Source organism: Pseudomonas fluorescens (genome assembly GCF_902497745.1).
Classification (GTDB): Bacteria; Pseudomonadota; Gammaproteobacteria; order Pseudomonadales; family Pseudomonadaceae; genus Aquipseudomonas; species Aquipseudomonas fluorescens_BM.
On the sequence record NZ_CABVHJ010000015.1, the window covers coordinates 83,556 to 104,007 of the forward strand.

Below are 20,452 nucleotides of genomic sequence, written 5' to 3' on the forward strand. Positions count from 1 at the left end.
CAAAAAACAGCAATCAAACGTGCAGACGCAAAAAAGCCGGGAATTTCCCGGCTGCCGCATCATACACACGTTTTCCCAAAGGATCACCCCGCCCGAGGTATTAGCCGCCGGGCGGAATGATTCAAGTCAACGGCGTATCAAGGCTTGGCCTTTTCCAGGTAGTGGAAAAAGTCGCTGCTTGGGTCGAGGACCAATACGTCGGATTTGTTCGCGAAGCTTTCACGGTAGGCGCGCAGGCTACGATAGAAACTGTAGAACTCCTGATCCTGACCGTAGGCCTTGGAGTAGATCGCAGCGGCCTGGGCGTCGCCATCACCGCGAACCTCTTCAGATTCACGATAGGCTTCCGCCAGCAGCACGCGGCGTTGACGATCGGCGTCGGCACGGATGCCTTCAGCCAGTTCGTTACCCTTGGCGCGGTGCTCGCGAGCTTCACGCTCACGCTCGGTGCTCATACGTTCGAACACGCTGCGGTTCACTTCTTTCGGCAGATCGATGGCCTTCACCCGGACATCGACAACTTCGATACCCAGCTCTTTTTCCGCCATCTTGTTCAGTGATGCAGTGATGTCAGCCATCAGTGCGTCACGCTCACCCGACACCACTTCGTGCAGGGTGCGCTTACCGAACTGGTCACGCAGACCGGATTCCAGACGACGGGACAGACGCTCGTCGGCGATTTGCTTGAGGCCGGAAGTCGCGGTGTAGAAGCGCTCGGCATCTTTCACGCGCCACTTGGCGTAGGCATCGACCATCACGGCTTTCTTTTCCAGGGTCAGGAAGCGCTGTGTCGGTGCATCCAGCGTCATCAGACGTGCGTCGAATTTACGCACCTGGTTAACGTAAGGCACTTTCACATGCAGACCCGGCTGAACATCCGCCTGAACCACACGACCGAATTGCAGCAGCACCGCACGCTCGGTCTGAGCGACGATGTAGAAGCAGTTCCAGCCCACCAGTACCACAACAACGCCAACGATCAGGGCGATCAGCGATTTATTGCTCATCAGCGGGTCTCCCTTGTGCGCGACTGCGGCAGGTCAGTGACATGCGGCGTGACGTCCGTGTTGTTGCTGGCGGCAGCCGAACCGGTGACCGGTGCATTGCTGCCCGAACTGTTCTGAATCATTTTGTCCAACGGCAGGTAAAGCAGGTTGCTCTGGCCGTTTTTGTTACCGGTCACGAGTACCTTGCTGGTGTTGCTGAAGACTTCCTGCATGGTGTCCAGGTACAGACGCTGGCGGGTAACTTCAGGTGCCTTGCGATACTCGGCGACCAGTTTGGTAAAGCGATCGGCTTCACCCTTGGCGCGCGAGACCGTTTCGTCACGATAACCGTTGGCATCCTCGAGGATACGCTGGGCCTGACCACGGGCTTCCGGCACGACGCCGTTGGCGTAGGTTTCAGCCTGGTTGCGCGAACGCTGCTCGTCTTCACGGGCGCGGATCACGTCATCGAAGGCTTCCTGCACTTCACGCGGTGCCGCTGCGCTCTGTACGTTGACCTGAGTGACGGTGATACCGGTGCGATAGGTATCGAGGAAGCGTTGCAGACGCTCCTTGATTTCGCTGGCCATCAACTCACGACCTTCGGTCAGGACCTGGTCCATGGCAGTGGAACCCACCACGTGGCGCAGGGCGCTGTCGGTCGCGTGCTGCAGGCTGATTTCCGGCTGATCAACGTTCAGCACGAAGTCCTGCAGATTGCTGATCTTGTACTGCACGGTCAGCGGCACTTCGACGATATTCTCGTCCTCGGTCAGCATCTGGCCCTGCTTGGTGTAGGCACGCTCACGCGTGACGTTTTCCATGTACTTCTTGTCGATCGGCGGGAAGTAGATGTTCAGGCCCGGGCCGACAGTCTCGTAGTACTTGCCGAAACGCAGCACCACGGCTTGTTCCTGCTCATCGACCACGTAGACCGCGCTGTACAGCCAGACAGCCGCCAGCACAACGAGGCCGATGCCGAGCAGACCGCCGAAGCCGCCACTGCTCTTGCCCGAACCACCGCCGTCATCACCACGTTTCTTACCACCACCGAACAACCCGTTCAGGCTTTCCTGCAGCTTTCGGAAGGCCTCGTCGAGATCCGGTGGCCCCTTGCGGTCGCCGTTATTGCGGCGTTTGCCACCCCAAGGATCCTGATTATTCGAGTTGCCACCCGGCTCATTCCAAGCCATAGCGCTCTCCATCTGATAAAGCAAAGACGCACCCACGGCGCGCCGACCAATGCTACAGAATGCCTGCCGTTGCGGCACAACCGCTTTGTCAGGCTTTTATTGCAAAGTGTGTTGCTCGATGAATTCCATCGGCTGCAATCCTTCGCGGCTTACCAGTCGATTCAGCTCGACCCGGGGCAAACGAACGGCCAGCAGACTGATGCCTTCTTCGTCGTGCTCTTCTTTCTGCACCGCACCGAGTTCGAAAAACTGCGCACGCAGTCGCGCGAATCGTTGCGGCAAGCGCAAGGTACCGATAAACAAATCACTGCCAAGTAATTCGGCGATGGCTTGCTCAAGCAATTCCAGACCACTGCCATCACGCGCCGACAGCCAGACCCGCTGGGGCTTGCCGTTTTCGTCGCGCTGGATTTGTGGCTCAACGCCTTCAAGCAAATCGAGTTTGTTATAGACCTCGAGGATCGGCAAGTCCTGGGCACCAATCTCGCCCAGCACCACCATCACCTGCTCGATCTGCAACATGCGATCCGGTTCTGCCGCATCGATCACGTGCAACAGCAGATCGGAATTGCTCGACTCTTCGAGGGTAGACCGAAATGCCTCGACCAGCTTGTGCGGCAAGTGACGAATGAAGCCCACGGTGTCCGCCAGGACAATCGGCCCCAGGTCGTCCAGTTCCAGACGGCGCAGGGTCGGGTCCAGCGTGGCGAACAATTGGTCGGCCGCGTAGACGTCGGATTTCGTCACGTTGTTGAAGAGTGTGGACTTGCCGGCGTTGGTGTAGCCCACCAGCGACACGGTAGGAATGTCCGCACGGGAGCGACCACGTCGCGATTGCTCGCGCTGGCTGCGCACCTTCTCCAGCCGGCCCTTGATCTGGCGCAGGCGGACCCGCAGCAAACGGCGGTCGGTTTCCAGCTGGGTTTCACCCGGACCGCGCATGCCGATACCGCCACCCTGACGTTCAAGGTGAGTCCAGCCGCGAACCAGCCGCGTGCTCATGTGGTCAAGCTGGGCCAGTTCGACCTGGAGCTTGCCTTCATGGGTACGGGCGCGCTGGGCGAAAATATCGAGAATCAGACCGGTACGGTCGATCACGCGACACTCGAAAACGCGTTCGAGGTTACGTTCCTGACTGGGCGTGAGGATGTGATTGAAAATCACCAGATCGGCTTCTTCAGCCTTGACCAGGTCGCGCAGTTCCTCGACCTTGCCGCTGCCGATCAGGTATTTGGCGGTTGGCCGATGACGCGGCACGTTAAAAAACGCAACGGTCTCGGCGCCGGCCGAATTAGCCAATTCCTGAAACTCCTGCGGATCTTCGCGCGCCTCAGGGTCCTGTCCATCCAAGTGAACGAGGATGACTCGTTCACCACCACCGTGGCGCTCAAAGAACAAAGGAGACTCCTATCAGGCGTTACCTGGCTCAGCGTCACCTGCTTCGGATTCGGTTGCGCTAGGCAGACGAATTGGACGAACCGGCACTACTGTCGAGATAGCGTGTTTGTAAACCATCTGGCTTACGGTGTTTTTCAGCAGGATCACGAACTGGTCGAACGACTCGATCGTGCCTTGCAGTTTGATACCGTTGACCAGATAGATGGAAACCCCAACTTTCTCTTTACGTAAAGTATTCAAGTAAGGGTCTTGTAGCGAATGCCCTTTTGACATGTGCCGCACTCCTTTAAGGATTCAATAATAAAAAATAGGTAATTCAGATGGCTTTGGCCGTCACACCCCCAAGGATAGACGGCAATTGCAAGGACTCAGCTCAATATGGAGATGGTCCCAAGGTATTTCAAGGCGCGTGGCAGATTGTCGCAATCAAGACTGTCCAGCCAGTGTATATCTTCCCAGCTGCGCAGCCAGGTGAACTGGCGTTTGGCCAATTGGCGCGTGGCGATGATGCCGCGCTCCTGCATTTCGGCCAATGTCAGCTTGCCATCCAGGTAGTCCCAGACTTGGCGGTAGCCTACCGCACGTATAGACGGCAACCCCGAATGCAGGTCACTTCTTTTACGCAGGGCTACGACCTCGTCGATGAACCCCTGTTCCAACATATTTGTGAATCTTTGTTTAATGCGCTCGTGCAATACCTGACGATTTGCCGGGGCAATGGCCAAGTTCGCGACAGTATAGGGCAATTGTTGCAGTCCCGAAGCGGCTGCTTCAGTACTTTGCGCAGATTGTTGCAGGCGCAGCTCGGTCATGCTCTGACCACTGACCCGATAAACTTCCAGCGCGCGACTCAGGCGCTGCGGATCGTTCGGGTGAATCCGCGCCGCTGACACCGGGTCGATGATCGCCAACTGATCGTGCAAGGCTTGCCAGCCAAGGCGTGCAGCCTCTTCTTCGATCTGCGCGCGGACTTCGGGGTCGGCGGCAGGCATGTCTGCCAGACCTTCGACCAGAGCCTTGTAATAGAGCATCGTGCCACCGACCAGCAGCGGAATTTTTCCGCGTGCGGTGATCTCGGCCATGGCTTGCAGGGCATCGCGACGGAAATCTGCAGCTGAATAGGCTTCGGCAGGATCAAGAATATCGATCAGACGGTGCGGATATTTGGCCAGCAGTTCTTTCGAAGGCTTGGCAGTGCCAATGTCCATGCCGCGATAGACCAGCGCCGAATCGACACTGATCAACTCGCACGGCAGCACCTTGGTCAGCTCGATGGCCAGATCGGTCTTGCCCGCAGCGGTCGGGCCCATCAGGAAAATCGCTGGAGGAAGCTGGCTCATCAACGACCGCGCAGGAACAGTTTGTCCAGATCGTCCAGGCCCAATTGGGTCCAGGTCGGTCGGCCATGGTTGCATTGACCGCTGCGCTCGGTGTTTTCCATGTCACGCAGCAGACCGTTCATTTCCGGCAGAGCCAGGCGTCGGTTGGCGCGAATCGCGCCGTGACAGGCCATGGTGCCGAGCAATTCGTTGAGGTGCGCCTGAATCCGGTCGCTGGTGCCGTATTCCATCAGGTCCGAGAGCACGTCGCCGACCAGGCGATTGGCTTCAGCTTGCTTCAACAGCGCCGGTATTTGACGGATTGCCAGGGTTTCCGGGCCCAGACGCTGCAACTCGAAGCCCAGACGCTGAAACCATGCCGCGTGCTCTTCAGCACAATCGGCCTCGCGCTGGCTCACGGCCAGGGATTCCGGTACCAGCAGCGGTTGGCCACTGAGGCCTTCGCTGGCCATGGCGATTTTCAGACGCTCATACATGATCCGTTCGTGGGCGGCGTGCATATCCACCAACACCAGACCTTGGGCGTTCTCGGACAGAATATAAATGCCTTTGAGCTGCGCCAGCGCGTAACCGAGCGGCGGAATGTCTTCCTGACCGGCCGGCAATGCGTTGGCATTGGCTTCCGGCAGCGGTGCGAAAAACTCTCGATAAGCAGCTTGCGCCTCGGCAGCCGGCGGCACCGCCGATTGGGGGCGTGGCGTGTATTGATACTGATAAGCCCCGCCAGCACTGGCACCGGACGACGTATTGAACGCCGGTTGCGCCTGCGGTTGCTCCAGCAGGGCATTGGCCGCCAGACGCATTTCACCCTGTGGGCCGAACTCACCGGCATCAAGGCCGGTTGGGCGGACGACGGCGGTGGTCACTGACCCGGCCAACTGGTCTTCCGGCCGCACATCGCCTAACGCGCGGTGCAACGTGCCATAAAGGAAGTCATGCACCATGCGCCCGTCACGGAAGCGCACTTCGTGTTTGGTCGGGTGCACGTTGACGTCGACCGCCGCCGGATCAACCTCGAAGAACAATGCAAACGTCGGATGGCGACCGTTGAACAGCACGTCGCGATAGGCCTGACGCACCGCGTGGGCCACCAGCTTGTCGCGTACCGCCCGGCCATTCACAAAGAAATACTGCAAATCCGCCTGACTGCGGTTGAACGTCGGCAATCCAACCCAGCCCCACAAATGCAGGCCATTGCGCTCGATCTCGATCGGCAGCGCCTGCTCAAGGAAACCTGAGCCGCAGATTGCCGCCACACGACGGGCGCGGGCCGCATCATCGTGGGCCTCGTGCAGGCTGAGGATGGTCTTGCCGTTGTGGCGCAGATGAAATGCCACGTCGAAACGCGCCAGCGCCAGACGCTTGATCACTTCTTGCAGATGATCGAATTCGGTTTTTTCAGTCTTGAGGAACTTGCGCCGCGCCGGGGTATTGAAGAACAGGTCGCGAACTTCCACCGAGGTGCCAACCGGATGCGCTGCCGGCTGAACCCGAGGCGCCATGTCGCGGCCTTCGGTTTCCACCTGCCAGGCCTGATCGGCGTCGCGGGTGCGCGAGGTCAGGGTCAGGCGTGCCACCGAGCTGATCGACGCCAGCGCTTCACCACGGAAACCGAGGCTCATCACTTGCTCAAGGTCTTCCAGATTGCGAATCTTGCTGGTGGCGTGACGGGCCAGGGCCAGCGGCAGGTCATCGGCGGAAATACCGCTGCCATCGTCGCGGACGCGCAGCAGCTTGACGCCGCCCTGCTCGACGTCGACATCAATGCGTTTGGCGCCGGAGTCGAGGCTGTTTTCCAGCAACTCCTTGATCACCGAGGCCGGGCGTTCGACCACCTCACCGGCGGCAATCTGGTTCGCCAGCCGAGGGCTGAGCAATTCAATGCGAGCAGCAGCGTTCAGCACTTCGTTCATTCTTTGGACGCCAGTTCGGTGCCAGGAATGGTCAAGTGCTGACCGACTTTCAGCTCATCGCTTTTCAGGTTGTTGGCAGCGCGCAGCGTGGCCGGCGACACCTGATAACGCACGCCGATCATCGCCAGCGTTTCACCCGGGCCGACGCGGTGGTCGCGCGGGCCTTGGGCGATCTTGCCGGAATCACGCAGCCAGGCAATATAGGTGCCCGGTGGCGGGTTCTGCTGGAAGAACTGGCGCACGCCGCTGCTGATCGAACGTGCCAGCGCTTGCTGGTGGCTCGATGCCGAGAGCTTGTTGGCTTCGTTGGCATTGGAGATGAAGCCGGTTTCGACCAGGATCGACGGGATGTCCGGCGACTTCAACACCATGAACCCGGCCTGTTCCACACGCTGTTTGTGCAGCGGCGTAACGCGGCCGATATTGGTCAGGACTTTCTGGCCGACGTTGAGGCTGGAAGTCAGCGAGGCCGTCATCGACAGGTCGAGCAATACGCCCGCGAGCATGCGGTCCTTGTCGTCGAGGCTGACGTTGCCGGCACCACCGATCAAGTCAGAACGGTTTTCGCTATCGGCCAGCCAACGGGCGGTCTCCGACGTTGCACCACGATCAGACAGGGCAAACACCGAGGCACCGAAAGCTGCGGCGGAAGGTGCGGCGTCGGCGTGGATCGAGACGAACAGGTCGGCGCCTTTCTTGCGGGCGATTTCGGTACGCCCGCGCAACGGGATGAAATAGTCGCCGGTACGGGTCAGTTCGGCGCGGAAGCCTTTCATGCCGTTGACCTGACGCTGCAGCTCGCGGGCGATCTGCAATACCACGTCTTTCTCACGCTGACCGCGCGAACCGGACGCACCCGGGTCTTCGCCACCATGGCCGGCGTCGATCACCACAATAATGTCGCGCTTGCCGGCCGGTGCTGGCGGCAGTTTGATTGCCGGTTCGGTCGGGGTTACCGGCACCGCTGGCACGGTCGCCACCTGCGGTGTTGGCGCCGGCGGCGGTGCAGCGTCGGCCGGGTTGTCGAACAGGTCGACCACCAGACGGTTGCCGTACTGCGCATTCGGCGCCAGCGAGAAACTTTTCGGGGTGACGGCTTTTTTCAGGTCGATGACCACGCGCAGGTCAGTCGGCGTGCGCTGGGCCGAACGCATCGCAGTGATTGGCGTGTTCGCGGTCTGTACATTCAGCGGCGCACCGAGGGTGGCGCCGTTGATGTCGATCACCAGCCGGTCCGGTGAGGTCAGGGTGAAGACGCTGTGCTGCACCGGGCCGCTCAGGTCGAAGACCAGTCGCGTGTTGTCCGGCGCCCGCCACAGGCGCACGCTGTTGACCTTCGAATCGGCCACAGCGTTGACGGTTACTGCCATCAACAACAGTCCAGCGGCAGCCACCAACGCGCGAAAGCGCATACCTAACCCCATCATTTAATTGGATTCCAATGCCAAAGCGGCACACCAGGCCTCGCCACGCGAGCCCTGGGATAAAATTTTCAGCGAACGCCCGCTGTCTTGCGGGCTAATGGTAATGGTCAGGTCAGGCTTTGGCAAAAAGCCTGCACCTTTATCGGGCCACTCGATCAGGCACAGGGCATCGTCTTCGAAGTAGTCGCGGATGCCGAGAAACTCCAGCTCTTCCGGATCGACCAGTCGATACAGGTCAAAGTGGAAGGCGCGAATGTCACCGATCTCGTAGGGTTCGACCAAGGTGAAGGTCGGACTTTTTACCGCACCAACATGGCCCAACCCGCGAATGATGCCCCGCGACAGGGTGGTTTTGCCCATGCCCAGATTGCCTTCGAGAAAAATCAGGCCATGGCCCTGGGTCACGCGGGCAATCCGTGCACCAAAGTCGCTCATGGCCTGTTCATCGGCCAGGTACAGGGTTACTTCAGACACGGTGCTTGCTCCTCCAACAACTGACGAATGGCTGGAATCAGATCACTGGCCGCCAGCCCACGGCCGAATTTTCCTTGTTGCCTACCTGCATTGGCGTGCAGCCAGACGGCCAGGCAGGCAGCATCGAAGCCGTCCATGCCTTGCGCCAGCAGTGCACCGGTCAAACCGGCCAGCACGTCGCCGAGTCCGGCGGTGGCCATGGCCGGATGGCCTTGGTGACACAGCGCCAGACGGCCATCGGGGTGAGCGACCAGGCTGCCAGCACCTTTCAGCACCACCACCGCTGTATATTTTTTGCTCAACGCCAGCGCCACTGCCGGACGATCCGCCAGCACATCGGCAGTGCTGATCCCCAGCAAACGCGCCGCTTCGCCCGGGTGCGGGGTGATCACGCAATCCCTGGGCAACTCAACGAAATCGCTCGCCAGCAGGTTCAGTGCGTCGGCGTCCCATACTTGTGGCAATGCCGCGTTGGCGGCCGCCGACAACAGCGCGCGCCCCCAGCTGGCCTGCCCCAATCCCGGACCGACCACCAGCACGGAAACTTTATCCAGCAAACCCATCAATTGATTGGCCGACGACGTGCCGAGCACCATGACCTCCGGCACACGAGTCAGCGCTGCCGCGACATGCTCCGGGCGAGTCGCCAGCGAAACCATGCCCGCGCCACTGCGCAGGGCAGTTTCGGTACTGAGCAGGATCGCCCCGCCAAATCCGTGATCGCCACCGATCAGCAACACGTGGCCAAAACGGCCCTTGTGCGAAGTCGGTGCACGCGCCGCCAATCCCGGAAGATTAGCCGTGTTGAGCCGTCGGGCGATGACTGGAATGTCACGATAGATGTCGGCGCTGGCCTGCAAATCGTTAAACACCAATTCGCCGATATGATCAGCCGCGTCCCCGGTGAACAAGCCGAGTTTCAGCCCGATAAAGGTCACCGTCAGATCGGCTCGCACAGCGACACCCAGCAGGTGCCCTGTATCAGCACTCAGTCCGGAAGGGATATCGACAGCTATTACCGGCAAACCACTGGCATTGATTGCCTCGATCGCCGAGACGTGAGGTTCGCGCACATTCCCGCTCAGACCCGTGCCGAGCAAGGCATCGAGAATGACCCCGCGCAGTTCGCTTTGTGCCTGCCAGCCCTGCACAGCGACACCTTCATTGAGCGCTTCGGCATGGGCCAGTGCGGCATCGCCCTGCAAGCGCTGCGGATCGCCGACCGCCAACACCCGCACCTGCCAGCCAGCCCGTTGCGCCATGGTCGCGACCAGATAACCGTCACCGGCGTTGTTGCCATGCCCGGCCAGCACCGTCAGCTCAGTCGCCGACGGCCATTGTCGCACCAGCGCTCGCCACGTCGCATGCGCCGCGCGCTGCATCAATTCGAAGCCCGGCGTACCGGCGGCGATCAGCCGTGCGTCGAGCTCGCGCACCTGCGCGGCACCATACAGCGCGTCGGGTAATTGATCTTTCGTGTGCGGCATGCGTCTTCGGGCTCCGATGTCTGGCAGAATTATACGCACCTCAGCTCCGGTTTCTCTCGTCTCATGTCCGCTATCACCACAGACCTGCCCGCCCTCGCCCAATCGATCAAGGATTGGGGCCGCGAGCTGGGCTTTCAGCAAGTCGGCATCAGCGGTCTGGATCTGGCCGAGCATGAGCAGCACCTGGCGCGTTGGCTCGAGGCCGGCTACCACGGCGAAATGGATTACATGGGCGCCCATGGCAGCAAACGTTCGCACCCGGAAGAACTGGTGCCGGGCACATTGCGCGTGGTCTCGCTGCGCATGGACTACCTGCCCGGCGACACACAAATGGCGCAAATGCTGGCGCAACCGGAAAAAGCCTACGTGTCGCGTTATGCCTTGGGCCGCGATTACCACAAATTGATCCGTAAACGTGTGCAGCAATTGGCCGACAAGATTCAGGCGCAGATCGGTCCGTTCGGTTTCCGTGCGTTTGTCGACAGCGCCCCGGTGCTGGAAAAAGCCATCGCCGAAAAGGCCGGGCTGGGCTGGATCGGCAAAAACACCCTGGTGCTCAACCGCAAGGCCGGTAGTTATTTTTTCTTGAGCGAACTGTTCGTCGATCTACCGTTGCCGGTGGATGAACCACACAGCAGCGAACATTGCGGCCGTTGCACTGCGTGTCTCGATATCTGCCCGACCAACGCCTTCGTCGGCCCCTATGTGCTGGACGCGCGGCGCTGCATTTCCTATCTGACCATCGAACTGAAAAGCGCCATCCCTGAAGAGCTGCGACCGCTGATCGGCAATCGTGTGTTCGGCTGTGATGACTGTCAGATTTGCTGCCCGTGGAACCGCTTCGCCAAGCCCTCCGGGGAAAGCGATTTCAAGCCACGGCACAACCTCGACAATGCCGAACTGGCCGAGTTGTTTTTGTGGGATGAAGAGAAGTTTTTGAGCAGCACTGAAGGCTCGCCGTTGCGGCGGGCGGGGTATGAGCGTTGGTTGAGGAATCTGGCGGTGGGACTGGGCAATGCGCCTTCAACGATTCCGGTGCTGGAAGCGTTGAAGGCGCGACGGGATTATCCGTCAGAGTTGGTCAGGGAACATGTCGAGTGGGCACTGGGACGGCACTCCAGACCTTCAAACCCATAATGAGCAAGTAAAGTACTCAGGCTGCTCACATGCGAGTTGTATCCATACTTTTGGCCGACCTCATTATTGCGTTAGTCTGCCCGTCGGACCAATGGCCGCCCGCTTGGAGGACTTTGCAAACTCTCGTATTACTGTCCTCTAGAAGGTAAATACGCTCCCCACGTCCTTTCGATCTCGCAAAAAAAACATGCGTTACTTTTCGTCCATTGCCGGCTGCGCCGAACTCCTCGTAATACATCTCGGTCAAGCCCGCTGCTTGTTTGGGGGACATGTTGCTTTCCACGCGCTTGTAGAATTCCAACGCCATTGGTTGATGATTTTTATGCACATTTTCTACCTCGGCCCCGATCAATTGCCAAGGTTCATCCGGCACTTTCTCCCCGGGTGCCTTGGCTTTTTTGGCCGCAGCCTTGGCACCTTTTCCAGGCTTCTTGAAATGTTTTGCCGCTTTGGCTGTGTCCTTGCCGTCGGGACTAAGACCTTTGCTAAATGCTGAAGCCATCTTCCTGCCAGCATTCACAGCAGCTTTTGCACCCGCCGCCAAACCTGCGCCGAGCGAAGCCAGCCCAAGACCGAAACTGATCCAGCCCAGTATCTCGCCTGCCTGAGAATCCGGTGCCAGCTCATTGACCAGCTCGCCGGCGATACCCGCCAGGCCTGAAGCAACCGCCAGTCCCAATGCCGCCGCCGCCCATGGCGTCGCCGCGCCCATCGTCAGCACGCTGGCAACTACCCCGAGAATACTGAGCCCGATGCCCAGGATCGATTGCCAGGAAATATGCGCGGTAGGGTCGACACGATTGACAGGGTCGCCCAAGCAATAACTGTAGGCATTCAACCCGCCCGCATCGAACGGGCTCATGCTGTCGGGGGCGAGAAAACGCATCAGTGTCGGACTGTAGGCCCTGTAACCGTTACCCAGCAGGTACAGACCAGTGACCGGATCCAGCTGCTCGCCGTTGAACCCCGCCAGGCTGAACATTCCACCCTCGGCAGGTCGGTGCCCGTATGGGCTGTAGGCACAATCGGTGAGCTGTTCCTTGCCCAGCGTTGTCAGCACGCTTTGCTGCTGATCGGTGCCAAATAGCTGCGCGCCGGCGTTCGAACCGAGTTGCTGTTGCCCCACAAGCCCGCCACCGTGACGCACAACACTGGATGAGTTTTCACCACTCACCTCATTGGCGACCCGGCCTGCATTGTAGTAACGCTGCGTGGTTACCTTGTCGGGTTGCGACAGTTCAACCAGATCATCGAAACCGTCGTAATGGTAGCCACGAATGACTGAACCGTCTGCGCCGGACAATTGCTCGAGACGTCCGAACGCGTCATAGGCCAGAGTCCGCGCCTGGTCGTCCTTGATCATCCTGCCGTTGGCGTCGTATTCCAGCGTCACTGCCGATGGATAGTCGACATGGGAATGCTTGACTGCGCTGAGCTGTGCAGGGTCGGGATTGTCATAACTGAAGGTGGTCAGATTCACGCCCAGCGGGAACTTCGTCTGCACGGTAAGGATGTTATCCAGCGCATCGAAGGTGAACCTCTGCTGGACAATTTCCTTGCCATACGGATCGCGGGGCTTTTGGGTGCCGGCACAGTCGTACTGGATCAGACGCCCGCGCACATCGTAGGTGAATTGTTCATCGCGCAATAGTTGCGTGCCACGCCTGGAGACTTTCTGCGCCAGTTTGCCAGCAAGGGTATAAGCCGATTCCAGCGCTTGGTCAGGCTGCCCCTGAATCTCGAAAGTACGGCGGGTTTCACGACCGATATCGTCATAGACGAATCGGGTGATCATCTGCCGCTTGATCGACGTTTCTTCGGTTTTCGTCCAGTCCAGCATCCCCGTCTGGACGTTGTAGTGGAACTCGGTTTTCAGCGTACCCTGCGAGGTGGATAGCAGGCGACCATGCTGATCGTATTCGGATGTGCTTGCGGCTCCGAGTACATCGACATGGGTGATCGGTCGCCCCTGCAGGGTCCAGGTACTGGACGTTGCTTTCGTGATAGCGCCGAAGGTCGTCGTTTCGGATTTGACGCGTCCGGAAGGGTAATAGGTAAAGCGCCGTTCCCGGCCGTTTTCGGTACAGGTCAAGGGCTTGCCACTGAGGGGCTCATAAGTCATGGTCGTGACCAGTTCCCCTGACTTGCGCTCAATCAGCAAACCACCCATATCGCGCAAATAAGTGAATTCGGTTTTTTTGCCATCAGCACTCGTGTACCACTGTGGCTGAGTGAAGCCCGCTTCATAACCGGCCTCGGACTTGCGCCCGCCCACGGTACTTTGGATCAAACGCCCCAAACCATCATAAGCTTGCTGCCCCAACACTTTGTCACCGACCTTGATGCCGATCGATAGCCCTTCATCACTATGCTCGGCGTAGTCGGTCACGACCACACTGGCGTCGGGCAGGACAGTGCGGATCATCCGGTCAAAAACGTCGTACTCATATCGAGTGGTATTGCCGACAGGATCTGTCGCGCTGGTTGTACGCCCGAACCCGTCATAGGTGTAAACGGTTTTGCCCAGACTCTTGTTCTTCAGATTGAAGCTCTCGACACTGAGCGGTTTACCGAACTCATTGATGAGGGTGAGTGTCTTGCCCATCCCTTGTAGCCAATTGGTTTGCTGGCGAAGGACCGGATCCGCCTCGCTGTGTTCGATACGCCCATCGGCATGCAGCGTTTTGCTGACCTGGCCCCAGGAATCGAATTCGTAGCGGGTACTGAGCGGATAAGGCTTGCCGTCACGCCAATCGGTCAGCGTCACTTGCACCTTGTGACCGACCGAATCATGCAGGGCAGAATAAAGCGTGCGAGTCGGGATGAGCCCGTCCTCGTCCGGATGGTCGCAATCCTCTTCCTGAACGGTGATCACCCGCTGCAGGCCGTCGTAGCTCACTTTTTGCTTACCGCCGGAGGGATCCCTGGTCACCATTGTGGCCGGCTGCTGTTTGCTGGCGGGCAGATAGTCCCACCGGGTAGCGGCCTCATAAGGGGTCCCGGAAGCAACCGTTTTGCACACTGCACGGCCGATCGCATCGTATTCATGCTCGATGTGCTCGCCATCGACACCGACCTCAGACAGCGGTAATCCGGTCAGCGTCGAAAGTACTTTCTCACTGGTCTGCAGCGCGCCGTCAAATCCGCGTGTACTGGACTTGACCCGCAACTTTTCACCCTCAAGCTCATAAGAAAATTCGGTAGAGGTTTTTTTATCATTCAGGATGATACTTTGCTCTTTCGTGGCCCCGTGCTTGAGTGGGTCTTTGGGTATATCCAGATAGCTGCGTCCGGTTTTCGAACGTATGACCTCAACACCTTCCACAACTTCGAAAAAACGCTCCTCAACCGGTAACACGGACGCCAGTTCCGCACCTTCCAACGCAGTATGCAGGGCATAGTCGTAGTACGTGACAGTCGAAGCACCATCCGACGCGGCAGCGGTGACCGTCCTCTTTTTCGGGAACCTGGAGAAACCCAGCGGATCCTCCGGGCAATTATCTCCACCACCTGCCGGATAAAATTCCGTCAAAGTCGTCACCCCGCTCGGCTCGACGTGCTTGAGCAGGTTGCCCTCGTGATCGAACTCGGTGACGGTGGTTTCCACACGCTGCTGTTGGGTGCGCCGATCAAGGTGAGTCACCGTCTGGACTTTCGGCAGGCGGAACTGAGCCACCTGATCATTGAAGGGCTTGGTGACGGAACAGTGATACTCCGTAGCGGTTGCGATCCGGGCGTCGCCGCAGGTTGTAACTTCAGCCACCAACAGATGGAACTTGTTGTAGGTGCGTTGAATGCGGGTATGCACTCTGCCGCTTATCAACAACTGCTCGTCCGTGCTGTAGACATAATGACCGGGCGCCAGATAGAGCGGATCCAGGTCATTGTCCTTGGCCGGGAGGAGGCCCTGCCCAAGGAAGTTGTGGTCGGAGTATGTGTATACCTTGCAAAGCCTGGGTTGGCCGCGACCAGGATAAATATCGTGAGCGATGACAAACGGCAACGTCTGCTCCGCGTCATTGACGAAGTGATGACCTTGGCGCTTGTAGCGAATGATTTCCACGCCGCGTAATGGATTGACGACGCGGTGCAAATAGCTGGCCCCATCAATCACTTCATATTCCATCTCCCAACCTTTGCCGACCGGAAGCTCGATTGCCGTTACCCGAGCGTTTTTCAGGATTAACTTGTAGTCGACGCTGGACGAAGTCTCGGGATGTCGGGTCAATTTGACCTGACCCGCATTGCGTGTAATTTTCAGCAGGCATCGTTTGGCGTCACGAACTTCGCTCAACCTGGGAAACTGGTTGAACAACTCGTGCTTCAACGCGATGCTCACACCGTTCGCCGCGATTATTTTTTCCGCAACGGCGACTTGAGTGCCAGCCAGGACTTTGAGCAGTTCACGCCGACCATCCTTGTATCGAACTTCATAGCGCCCTGCTCCAGTGACTGACACCTTTGCCGTTTGCAGTTTCATTTCCTTGAACTTCAGACCGGTAGACGTCTCGACAGCCTTGTAGCGTTCACCGTTGGACAGCGTCATGACTTTGCTGCGCAAGTCGTAATTGGTCATGGTCAAAGACCAGCCAGTGCCAAAACCGGAGTCCGCCTGGTTGAGCGGATTGAAGCCCAGTGAAAGTGCAAACTCAGGACCGTTAAGATCTGACGAGTGCAACTTCCCTAATGAAAAGGCGCACGTGTACATGCCGGTGCGAGGATCAACGCCTCCGGAAACAAATTCGCCGAAATTGAAAGCGCTTGAATGAACAGCGGAAGCCAAATTACTTTCCATGGAAAAAATCTCCTTTATTCAGGTGCAGATACGGACAAAGCAAGTTGGCCAGCGAAGCTTCGCTGGCCCTATCAATAAAATCAGGCAAATTGCTTTGTTGACCGTTTCGACTCACCCAGAATGAAAGTTCGCTGTTCTTTATCACCATCGATAGCCAGCCAGTGCTCCGTACCGAACTCATCAATAACTACAAGTTCAAACGCACCGTCGTTGCCCGGCTTTTCCTCTGCCTGAAGAGTAGTGCGCTGCACAAGGGTTAATACCCCCGGCACATCTTAATCGGGAAAGTGATATAACCGAGAGGCGTATTGACCGAGGCCGACCGCCCATAGATCGGCGCCAGATAACCGTAAAAGCTTCTGCCGCCGCCACTGTTGAGGTTTATCGTGCCTGACGAATAAACCATTACCGCATCTTCAGCATCATACGGATCAAGCGCTATATCGTTGCTGTACCAATCGAGCAGGTTAATTTGACGACCGTCAGCGTGAAGCCCGAGATGAAAGTATTGAATTCGCTCTTCGTATACCCGTTCGGTGAGCGGGCCGTACTTATGAAGAGAGAAACTGTTCTGGTTATATCTTTTCGGCGGGATCGCCTCCAGCGTAACACTGCTGTCGAAACCGATTCCGTTGCTTCGCAATACCACGCCGTCCATGAAGATCTCGGCGGCCACTTCCATGATTCCAGGTCTGGAAGCCGAAACCCAGAATTGAAAAATCTGTACTGGATCAGAGTCGTCGCTTATCCGGTTGTACGTGGTACGCGGGACTTCTGTCAGCCGCGTTGCCCCGCCCGACATTTCGTGAGCATAACGATTTTCCTGCTGCGATACACTCCAGTCCCCCTCCAGAGGCCGTGCGCCGTTATAGGCGATCAACCGCAGTGATGGCAATGCGGGATGACCATACAGTGATGCGCCGTCGCCATTGTTATCGATCCCGTGCAGAAGCACCAAAACACGCACCTGCATGCGCCCGTTGGCATAAAGCACTTTATGCTGGCCAGACCTTGTGGCGTCGAGTTTTACCTCGATACGGGAAATACCAATTTGATCATCAAACATTTGACAACACCTTGCTGATTAATATATTTCGCCCTCTAAGGACTCAGCAAACTATTGACGATCGATTTAAATAAGAACAGCCGCGACATTAGACAAATTGTGAGGAGGCAACATCTGATCACCTCCCCTCAACAACTCACACAAATATTAATAAGTTCAAAAAACGCAGACTTCATGATACAGAATCCAACAACACTCTCCCGACCCCTTCTGTTCCTGCACTCAATGAGCCATCTCCCCTCCTGACCTCAACTGCACAAAACCAGAAGGGAAGCCATACGTACTTTATTCTTGTCAGATTATTTTAGGAAAACAAAGAAGCCGGCACTTTCATCAATATTTAGTCACTGTCTGATCCTGTCGAGAAGCCGCTCTCTGAGGACTGACTATCGGAGTCAGATTCAGAAACCGCATCCTCGGTCTGGATTTCCACCTTCCGATCCAGGCTGGAATGTTCCAGGTACTGATTAATCCGTTGCCTGGAAACGTCACTCAGCGGGTTACCCAACAAACCAATGAACAGATCCTGGGTATCCGGAATCTCGAACAATTCATCGCCAACGTCGGAAAAATTATTATCATGTAATGCCATGACCTGAAGTTTCCGAAGCCTGTCTACACCTGAGGGAAGACTGGAAAGATTGGTTTTATACACCATCAAGTCGGTCAAACCCGTCATGTAGCCTACCTGCGGAGCAACTGTCAGAGGGTTGTTTGACAGATTCAACCGGGTAAGCGTTTCGATTCTGGACAATCCTTCAACGGTGACCTCGGATAGTTTCAGCGAGCACCCGTCCAGCGTAAGCTCGCTTAACTGGCGCATTTGAAATATTCCTGACGCGAATTCCTCCATTTCTATGCCAACGATTCCTAAACATTGAATATTGGGAAAGCTGTCAAGAAACGCACCTATCCGTGCGCCCGGTTCATTCGCGGTCAATATTAACTCCGTCACATATTCAAATCGGGTGGACAGCCTTGGTAACTCACCCGAAAAATCTACGTAGTGAGAAAATTGATAGTGTCCCTCCTCCCACTTCGAAACCGACTTGCGCTGCCAGATATCTTGCAACTTTGTGCTGAACTGCGCGCGAGCCTGGCGTCGTTCGGCGGGGGCCGGGGCGCCTTCTGGTTCGAACGCCTGCGAATGTGGTGGTACGCCTTCGGCAGTCCATATCGCTAATTCATCACGCAATGTCGCAAACTCTTTTTCCAGACGGATCAGGACGCCTGATGGATCACTCTTCAAGCGCTCGGTAATAAACGTCTTCACATCCTCCTCTGGAAGATGCGGATAAAGATCACGCACACGATCAGCAACAGACCTGGTCGATCTCGGATTGTTGTCGCCCCCCCCTCGCAACGGCCCCGTTTGCCGGTATTGCGCAGCGGCAGGATCGACGGTAACCGGAAGCGGTGCCAGCCCCAGCAACTCACTCACGGTTTGGCGTGGCGGCAGCGGTTGCGCATGAATCAAGTGTTGCAATGCCGCCCCCCCAACGTCTGTCACACCCAGCATCTGGCGATCCCCGGGCAACAACAGACGCCAGAGTGTGGAATACAGATCCTTCGATCCCTGAGGTGATTGGGCGTCGCTATTCTGAATGACATAGCCATCATCCTGACGAATAAGTACGTGACGAATCGGCGACCAGACATCGCCGATAGCGCCCAGAACATCCCCGTCCATTGCCCCTTGGCGAATCTCGATACGAGTCTGCCGCGGCCAATTCGCGAGATTTCCGAGCATATGCAGCACTAACCGATCACTGTCCGGGTTAGATATCGCCTCTAAATAAATGCCTTCCGCAGCCCTTGCCAGACGAATGTCTCGCAGCGCCACCAATGCCTCTTTCGCCACTCGCTGAGGCATGCCTGGCTCGTTGAACATGTGTAAACGCTCGGCAGCGCCCGTATTGCGCCATATGGCCAGCGCAGCCGTTTTCGGTAGATCTGGAAATACCCGGCGCATCCGCAAAGTATGTTCATCGCAATCGGATTCAAATGCATCTTCCAGATCCTTGAACCGCGCAAACCGCTCTGCCACGGTCCCGCGTCCCTGTGCCTGAATTTTCTGATCAAGTTCGAATCGCCTGAGGGTGTCCTCCAGTAAAAAAGGCGCAGGACGATCATTTACGAGCACATCGCGCAGCAGCGATTCATTGACTCCGCTCACTGCCAGCATGCGGTCAACCATGACGTCGGAAAATTGCGCCACAGAACGGCCCATCCGGCGAAAAAGTTGTGCAGTTTGAGCTGATATGGAATCAGTCGGGGGGGTGACATCACTGGCCAGCGGGATCCAGAATCGGCCCTCGCTGTCCCACTTCATTAGCGGGCCGGAGGGGTCGAGCTCACTGGCCAGCGTGGCGCGAAACAGCCCACTCCGAGCGTCCAGCACCACTTGTACGATATGGTCATCGGCAACGGCGACATACTGACGCTGCTTCACAAGCCGGATGCCGTGCGCATCGGCCTCGTCGAGACTTTGGGGTGTGGGTATCCAGTAATCTGCCAGTGAGGATGTTGTGGCATGCATCGCGAAGTCATTGATCGTGGATGACCTCGGACTCACGCTCACTCTGATCGCTGGCGTCACTGCGACCGGGTCAGGCCCGAAGTAAGGATGCAAGGGTTCCAGGGGACGCGGGATGGGCGGAGGCGGCAGTGCTGAAGAGGCGGACGGTAGCCGATGAGTACCCTCTACGTTGAAATCGGGGGTTTTGGTTGGGGCTGGTACAGGTTTGACCTTAGGCGGTTTGCCAGTCATGACTACTCATCCTTGAGCTGTGGCTATAGCTGGCCCCGCATAACTGAAGGGCCAACTCACGATATAAGTAAAAGCACTTTAGGGGCGATTACCTGATGATTGAACACCACAGCTTATCGATAGTCGCCACGCCAAAAAGCATAGATATCTACTACATCCACCGACATTGCATCAGTGAAAGTGATAATCAACCTTTTTCCAGATATAAATTACGCTCATAAAAATTCGTGCGAATCGCCAGTTTATGCTCTGTACCGTACTGATCAATGGCACGGAAGCGAAGCACATTGCCGGCTTTGTATTTGCCCGCATCTTTCGAGTATTCGGACAGGGCTTGAACAACGGTCAGGTAACCTTCGCGATCATTGACGGATACGCTATAACGCTTCTGTTGCCTTGTTATGGCGTCAGCAGTAAAAGTGTACAGATTACTATTCCCGGCAAACGGCAAGTACGTTATGAACTCAGA

General features: G+C 57.3%; 15 protein-coding genes. 1 reads left to right on the plus strand and 14 read right to left on the minus strand.

What is annotated here, in order from left to right; all coding sequences use genetic code 11:
• Positions 1–137: 137 nt before the first annotated feature.
• The 9 genes from hflC to F8N44_RS21975 form a co-directional block, all read right to left on the minus strand.
• Positions 138–1,007 (minus strand): protease modulator HflC, encoded by an 870-nt coding sequence (gene hflC, locus F8N44_RS21935; protein WP_016984784.1) that lies wholly within the window; start codon positions 1,005–1,007, stop codon positions 138–140.
• Positions 1,007–2,179 carry an FtsH protease activity modulator HflK gene (gene hflK / locus F8N44_RS21940; protein WP_007915828.1) on the minus strand — a complete coding sequence of 391 codons (1,173 nt, stop codon included), beginning with the start codon at positions 2,177–2,179 and terminating at the stop codon, positions 1,007–1,009. The genes hflC and hflK overlap by 1 nt, the downstream gene beginning before the upstream one ends.
• A 96-nt stretch (positions 2,180–2,275) precedes the next feature.
• Positions 2,276–3,577, minus strand: coding sequence for a ribosome rescue GTPase HflX (gene hflX / locus F8N44_RS21945; protein ID WP_007915827.1), 1,302 nt, complete (start codon positions 3,575–3,577; stop codon positions 2,276–2,278).
• A gap of 12 nt (positions 3,578–3,589) precedes the next feature.
• Positions 3,590–3,850 (minus strand): RNA chaperone Hfq, encoded by a 261-nt coding sequence (gene hfq, locus F8N44_RS21950; protein ID WP_007902656.1) that lies wholly within the window; start codon positions 3,848–3,850, stop codon positions 3,590–3,592.
• Between the two features lie 95 nt (positions 3,851–3,945).
• Positions 3,946–4,917 (minus strand): tRNA (adenosine(37)-N6)-dimethylallyltransferase MiaA, encoded by a 972-nt coding sequence (miaA, locus tag F8N44_RS21955; RefSeq protein WP_150651772.1) that lies wholly within the window; start codon positions 4,915–4,917, stop codon positions 3,946–3,948.
• Positions 4,917–6,818: a DNA mismatch repair endonuclease MutL gene (gene mutL / locus F8N44_RS21960; protein WP_175559558.1), complete on the minus strand. Its 1,902-nt coding sequence runs from the start codon at positions 6,816–6,818 to the stop codon at positions 4,917–4,919. Before mutL ends, miaA begins: the two co-directional genes overlap by 1 nt.
• Positions 6,819–6,826: 8 nt before the next feature.
• Positions 6,827–8,200, minus strand: a complete 1,374-nt coding sequence (locus tag F8N44_RS21965; RefSeq protein ID WP_401044867.1) for an N-acetylmuramoyl-L-alanine amidase — start codon at positions 8,198–8,200, stop codon at positions 6,827–6,829.
• A 57-nt stretch (positions 8,201–8,257) separates the two neighbouring features.
• Positions 8,258–8,728, minus strand: coding sequence for a tRNA (adenosine(37)-N6)-threonylcarbamoyltransferase complex ATPase subunit type 1 TsaE (tsaE, locus tag F8N44_RS21970; protein ID WP_016985707.1), 471 nt, complete (start codon positions 8,726–8,728; stop codon positions 8,258–8,260).
• Entirely contained in the window at positions 8,716–10,215 is a 1,500-nt protein-coding gene (locus tag F8N44_RS21975) for an NAD(P)H-hydrate dehydratase (protein WP_150651773.1), read from the minus strand. The genes tsaE and F8N44_RS21975 overlap by 13 nt, the downstream gene beginning before the upstream one ends.
• A gap of 63 nt (positions 10,216–10,278) precedes the next feature.
• Here F8N44_RS21975 and queG point away from each other — a divergent pair, with 63 nt between their 5' ends.
• Positions 10,279–11,352 (plus strand): tRNA epoxyqueuosine(34) reductase QueG, encoded by a 1,074-nt coding sequence (gene queG / locus F8N44_RS21980; protein WP_150651774.1) that lies wholly within the window; start codon positions 10,279–10,281, stop codon positions 11,350–11,352.
• A gap of 25 nt (positions 11,353–11,377) precedes the next feature.
• Here the strand turns inward: queG and F8N44_RS21985 are convergent, their stop codons facing one another.
• The 5 genes from F8N44_RS21985 to F8N44_RS22000 form a co-directional block, all read right to left on the minus strand.
• Positions 11,378–16,147, minus strand: a complete 4,770-nt coding sequence (locus tag F8N44_RS21985; RefSeq protein WP_150651775.1) for an RHS repeat domain-containing protein — start codon at positions 16,145–16,147, stop codon at positions 11,378–11,380.
• An 80-nt stretch (positions 16,148–16,227) separates the two neighbouring features.
• The gene (locus F8N44_RS31410) at positions 16,228–16,398 is read right to left on the minus strand and encodes a hypothetical protein (RefSeq protein ID WP_191630933.1); all 171 of its coding nucleotides are present in this window, start codon (positions 16,396–16,398) and stop codon (positions 16,228–16,230) included.
• Positions 16,399–16,403: 5 nt separating this feature from the next.
• Entirely contained in the window at positions 16,404–17,213 is an 810-nt protein-coding gene (locus F8N44_RS21990) for a hypothetical protein (protein ID WP_150651776.1), read from the minus strand.
• A gap of 340 nt (positions 17,214–17,553) precedes the next feature.
• Positions 17,554–19,752 carry a DUF6543 domain-containing protein gene (locus F8N44_RS21995; protein ID WP_150651777.1) on the minus strand — a complete coding sequence of 733 codons (2,199 nt, stop codon included), beginning with the start codon at positions 19,750–19,752 and terminating at the stop codon, positions 17,554–17,556.
• Positions 19,753–20,170: 418 nt separating this feature from the next.
• The coding region (locus tag F8N44_RS22000; RefSeq protein ID WP_191630934.1) for a hypothetical protein at positions 20,171–20,452 on the minus strand (282 nt) is incomplete at its 5' end.

Excerpts from the sequence above, each read along its gene's own strand:
- hflC (WP_016984784.1), bottom strand. The coding sequence starts at position 1,007 with ATGAGCAATAAATCGCTGATCGCCCTGATCGTTGGCGTTGTTGTGGTA.
- hflK (WP_007915828.1), bottom strand. The coding sequence starts at position 2,179 with ATGGCTTGGAATGAGCCGGGTGGCAACTCGAATAATCAGGATCCTTGG.
- hfq (WP_007902656.1), bottom strand. The coding sequence starts at position 3,850 with ATGTCAAAAGGGCATTCGCTACAAGACCCTTACTTGAATACTTTACGT.
- miaA (WP_150651772.1), bottom strand. The coding sequence starts at position 4,917 with ATGAGCCAGCTTCCTCCAGCGATTTTCCTGATGGGCCCGACCGCTGCG.
- F8N44_RS21965 (WP_401044867.1), bottom strand. The coding sequence starts at position 8,200 with ATGGCAGTAACCGTCAACGCTGTGGCCGATTCGAAGGTCAACAGCGTG.
- F8N44_RS21975 (WP_150651773.1), bottom strand. The coding sequence starts at position 10,215 with ATGCCGCACACGAAAGATCAATTACCCGACGCGCTGTATGGTGCCGCG.
- queG (WP_150651774.1), top strand. The coding sequence starts at position 10,279 with ATGTCCGCTATCACCACAGACCTGCCCGCCCTCGCCCAATCGATCAAG.
- F8N44_RS21985 (WP_150651775.1), bottom strand. The coding sequence starts at position 16,147 with ATGGAAAGTAATTTGGCTTCCGCTGTTCATTCAAGCGCTTTCAATTTC.
- F8N44_RS21990 (WP_150651776.1), bottom strand. The coding sequence starts at position 17,213 with ATGTTTGATGATCAAATTGGTATTTCCCGTATCGAGGTAAAACTCGAC.
- F8N44_RS21995 (WP_150651777.1), bottom strand. The coding sequence starts at position 19,752 with ATGCATGCCACAACATCCTCACTGGCAGATTACTGGATACCCACACCC.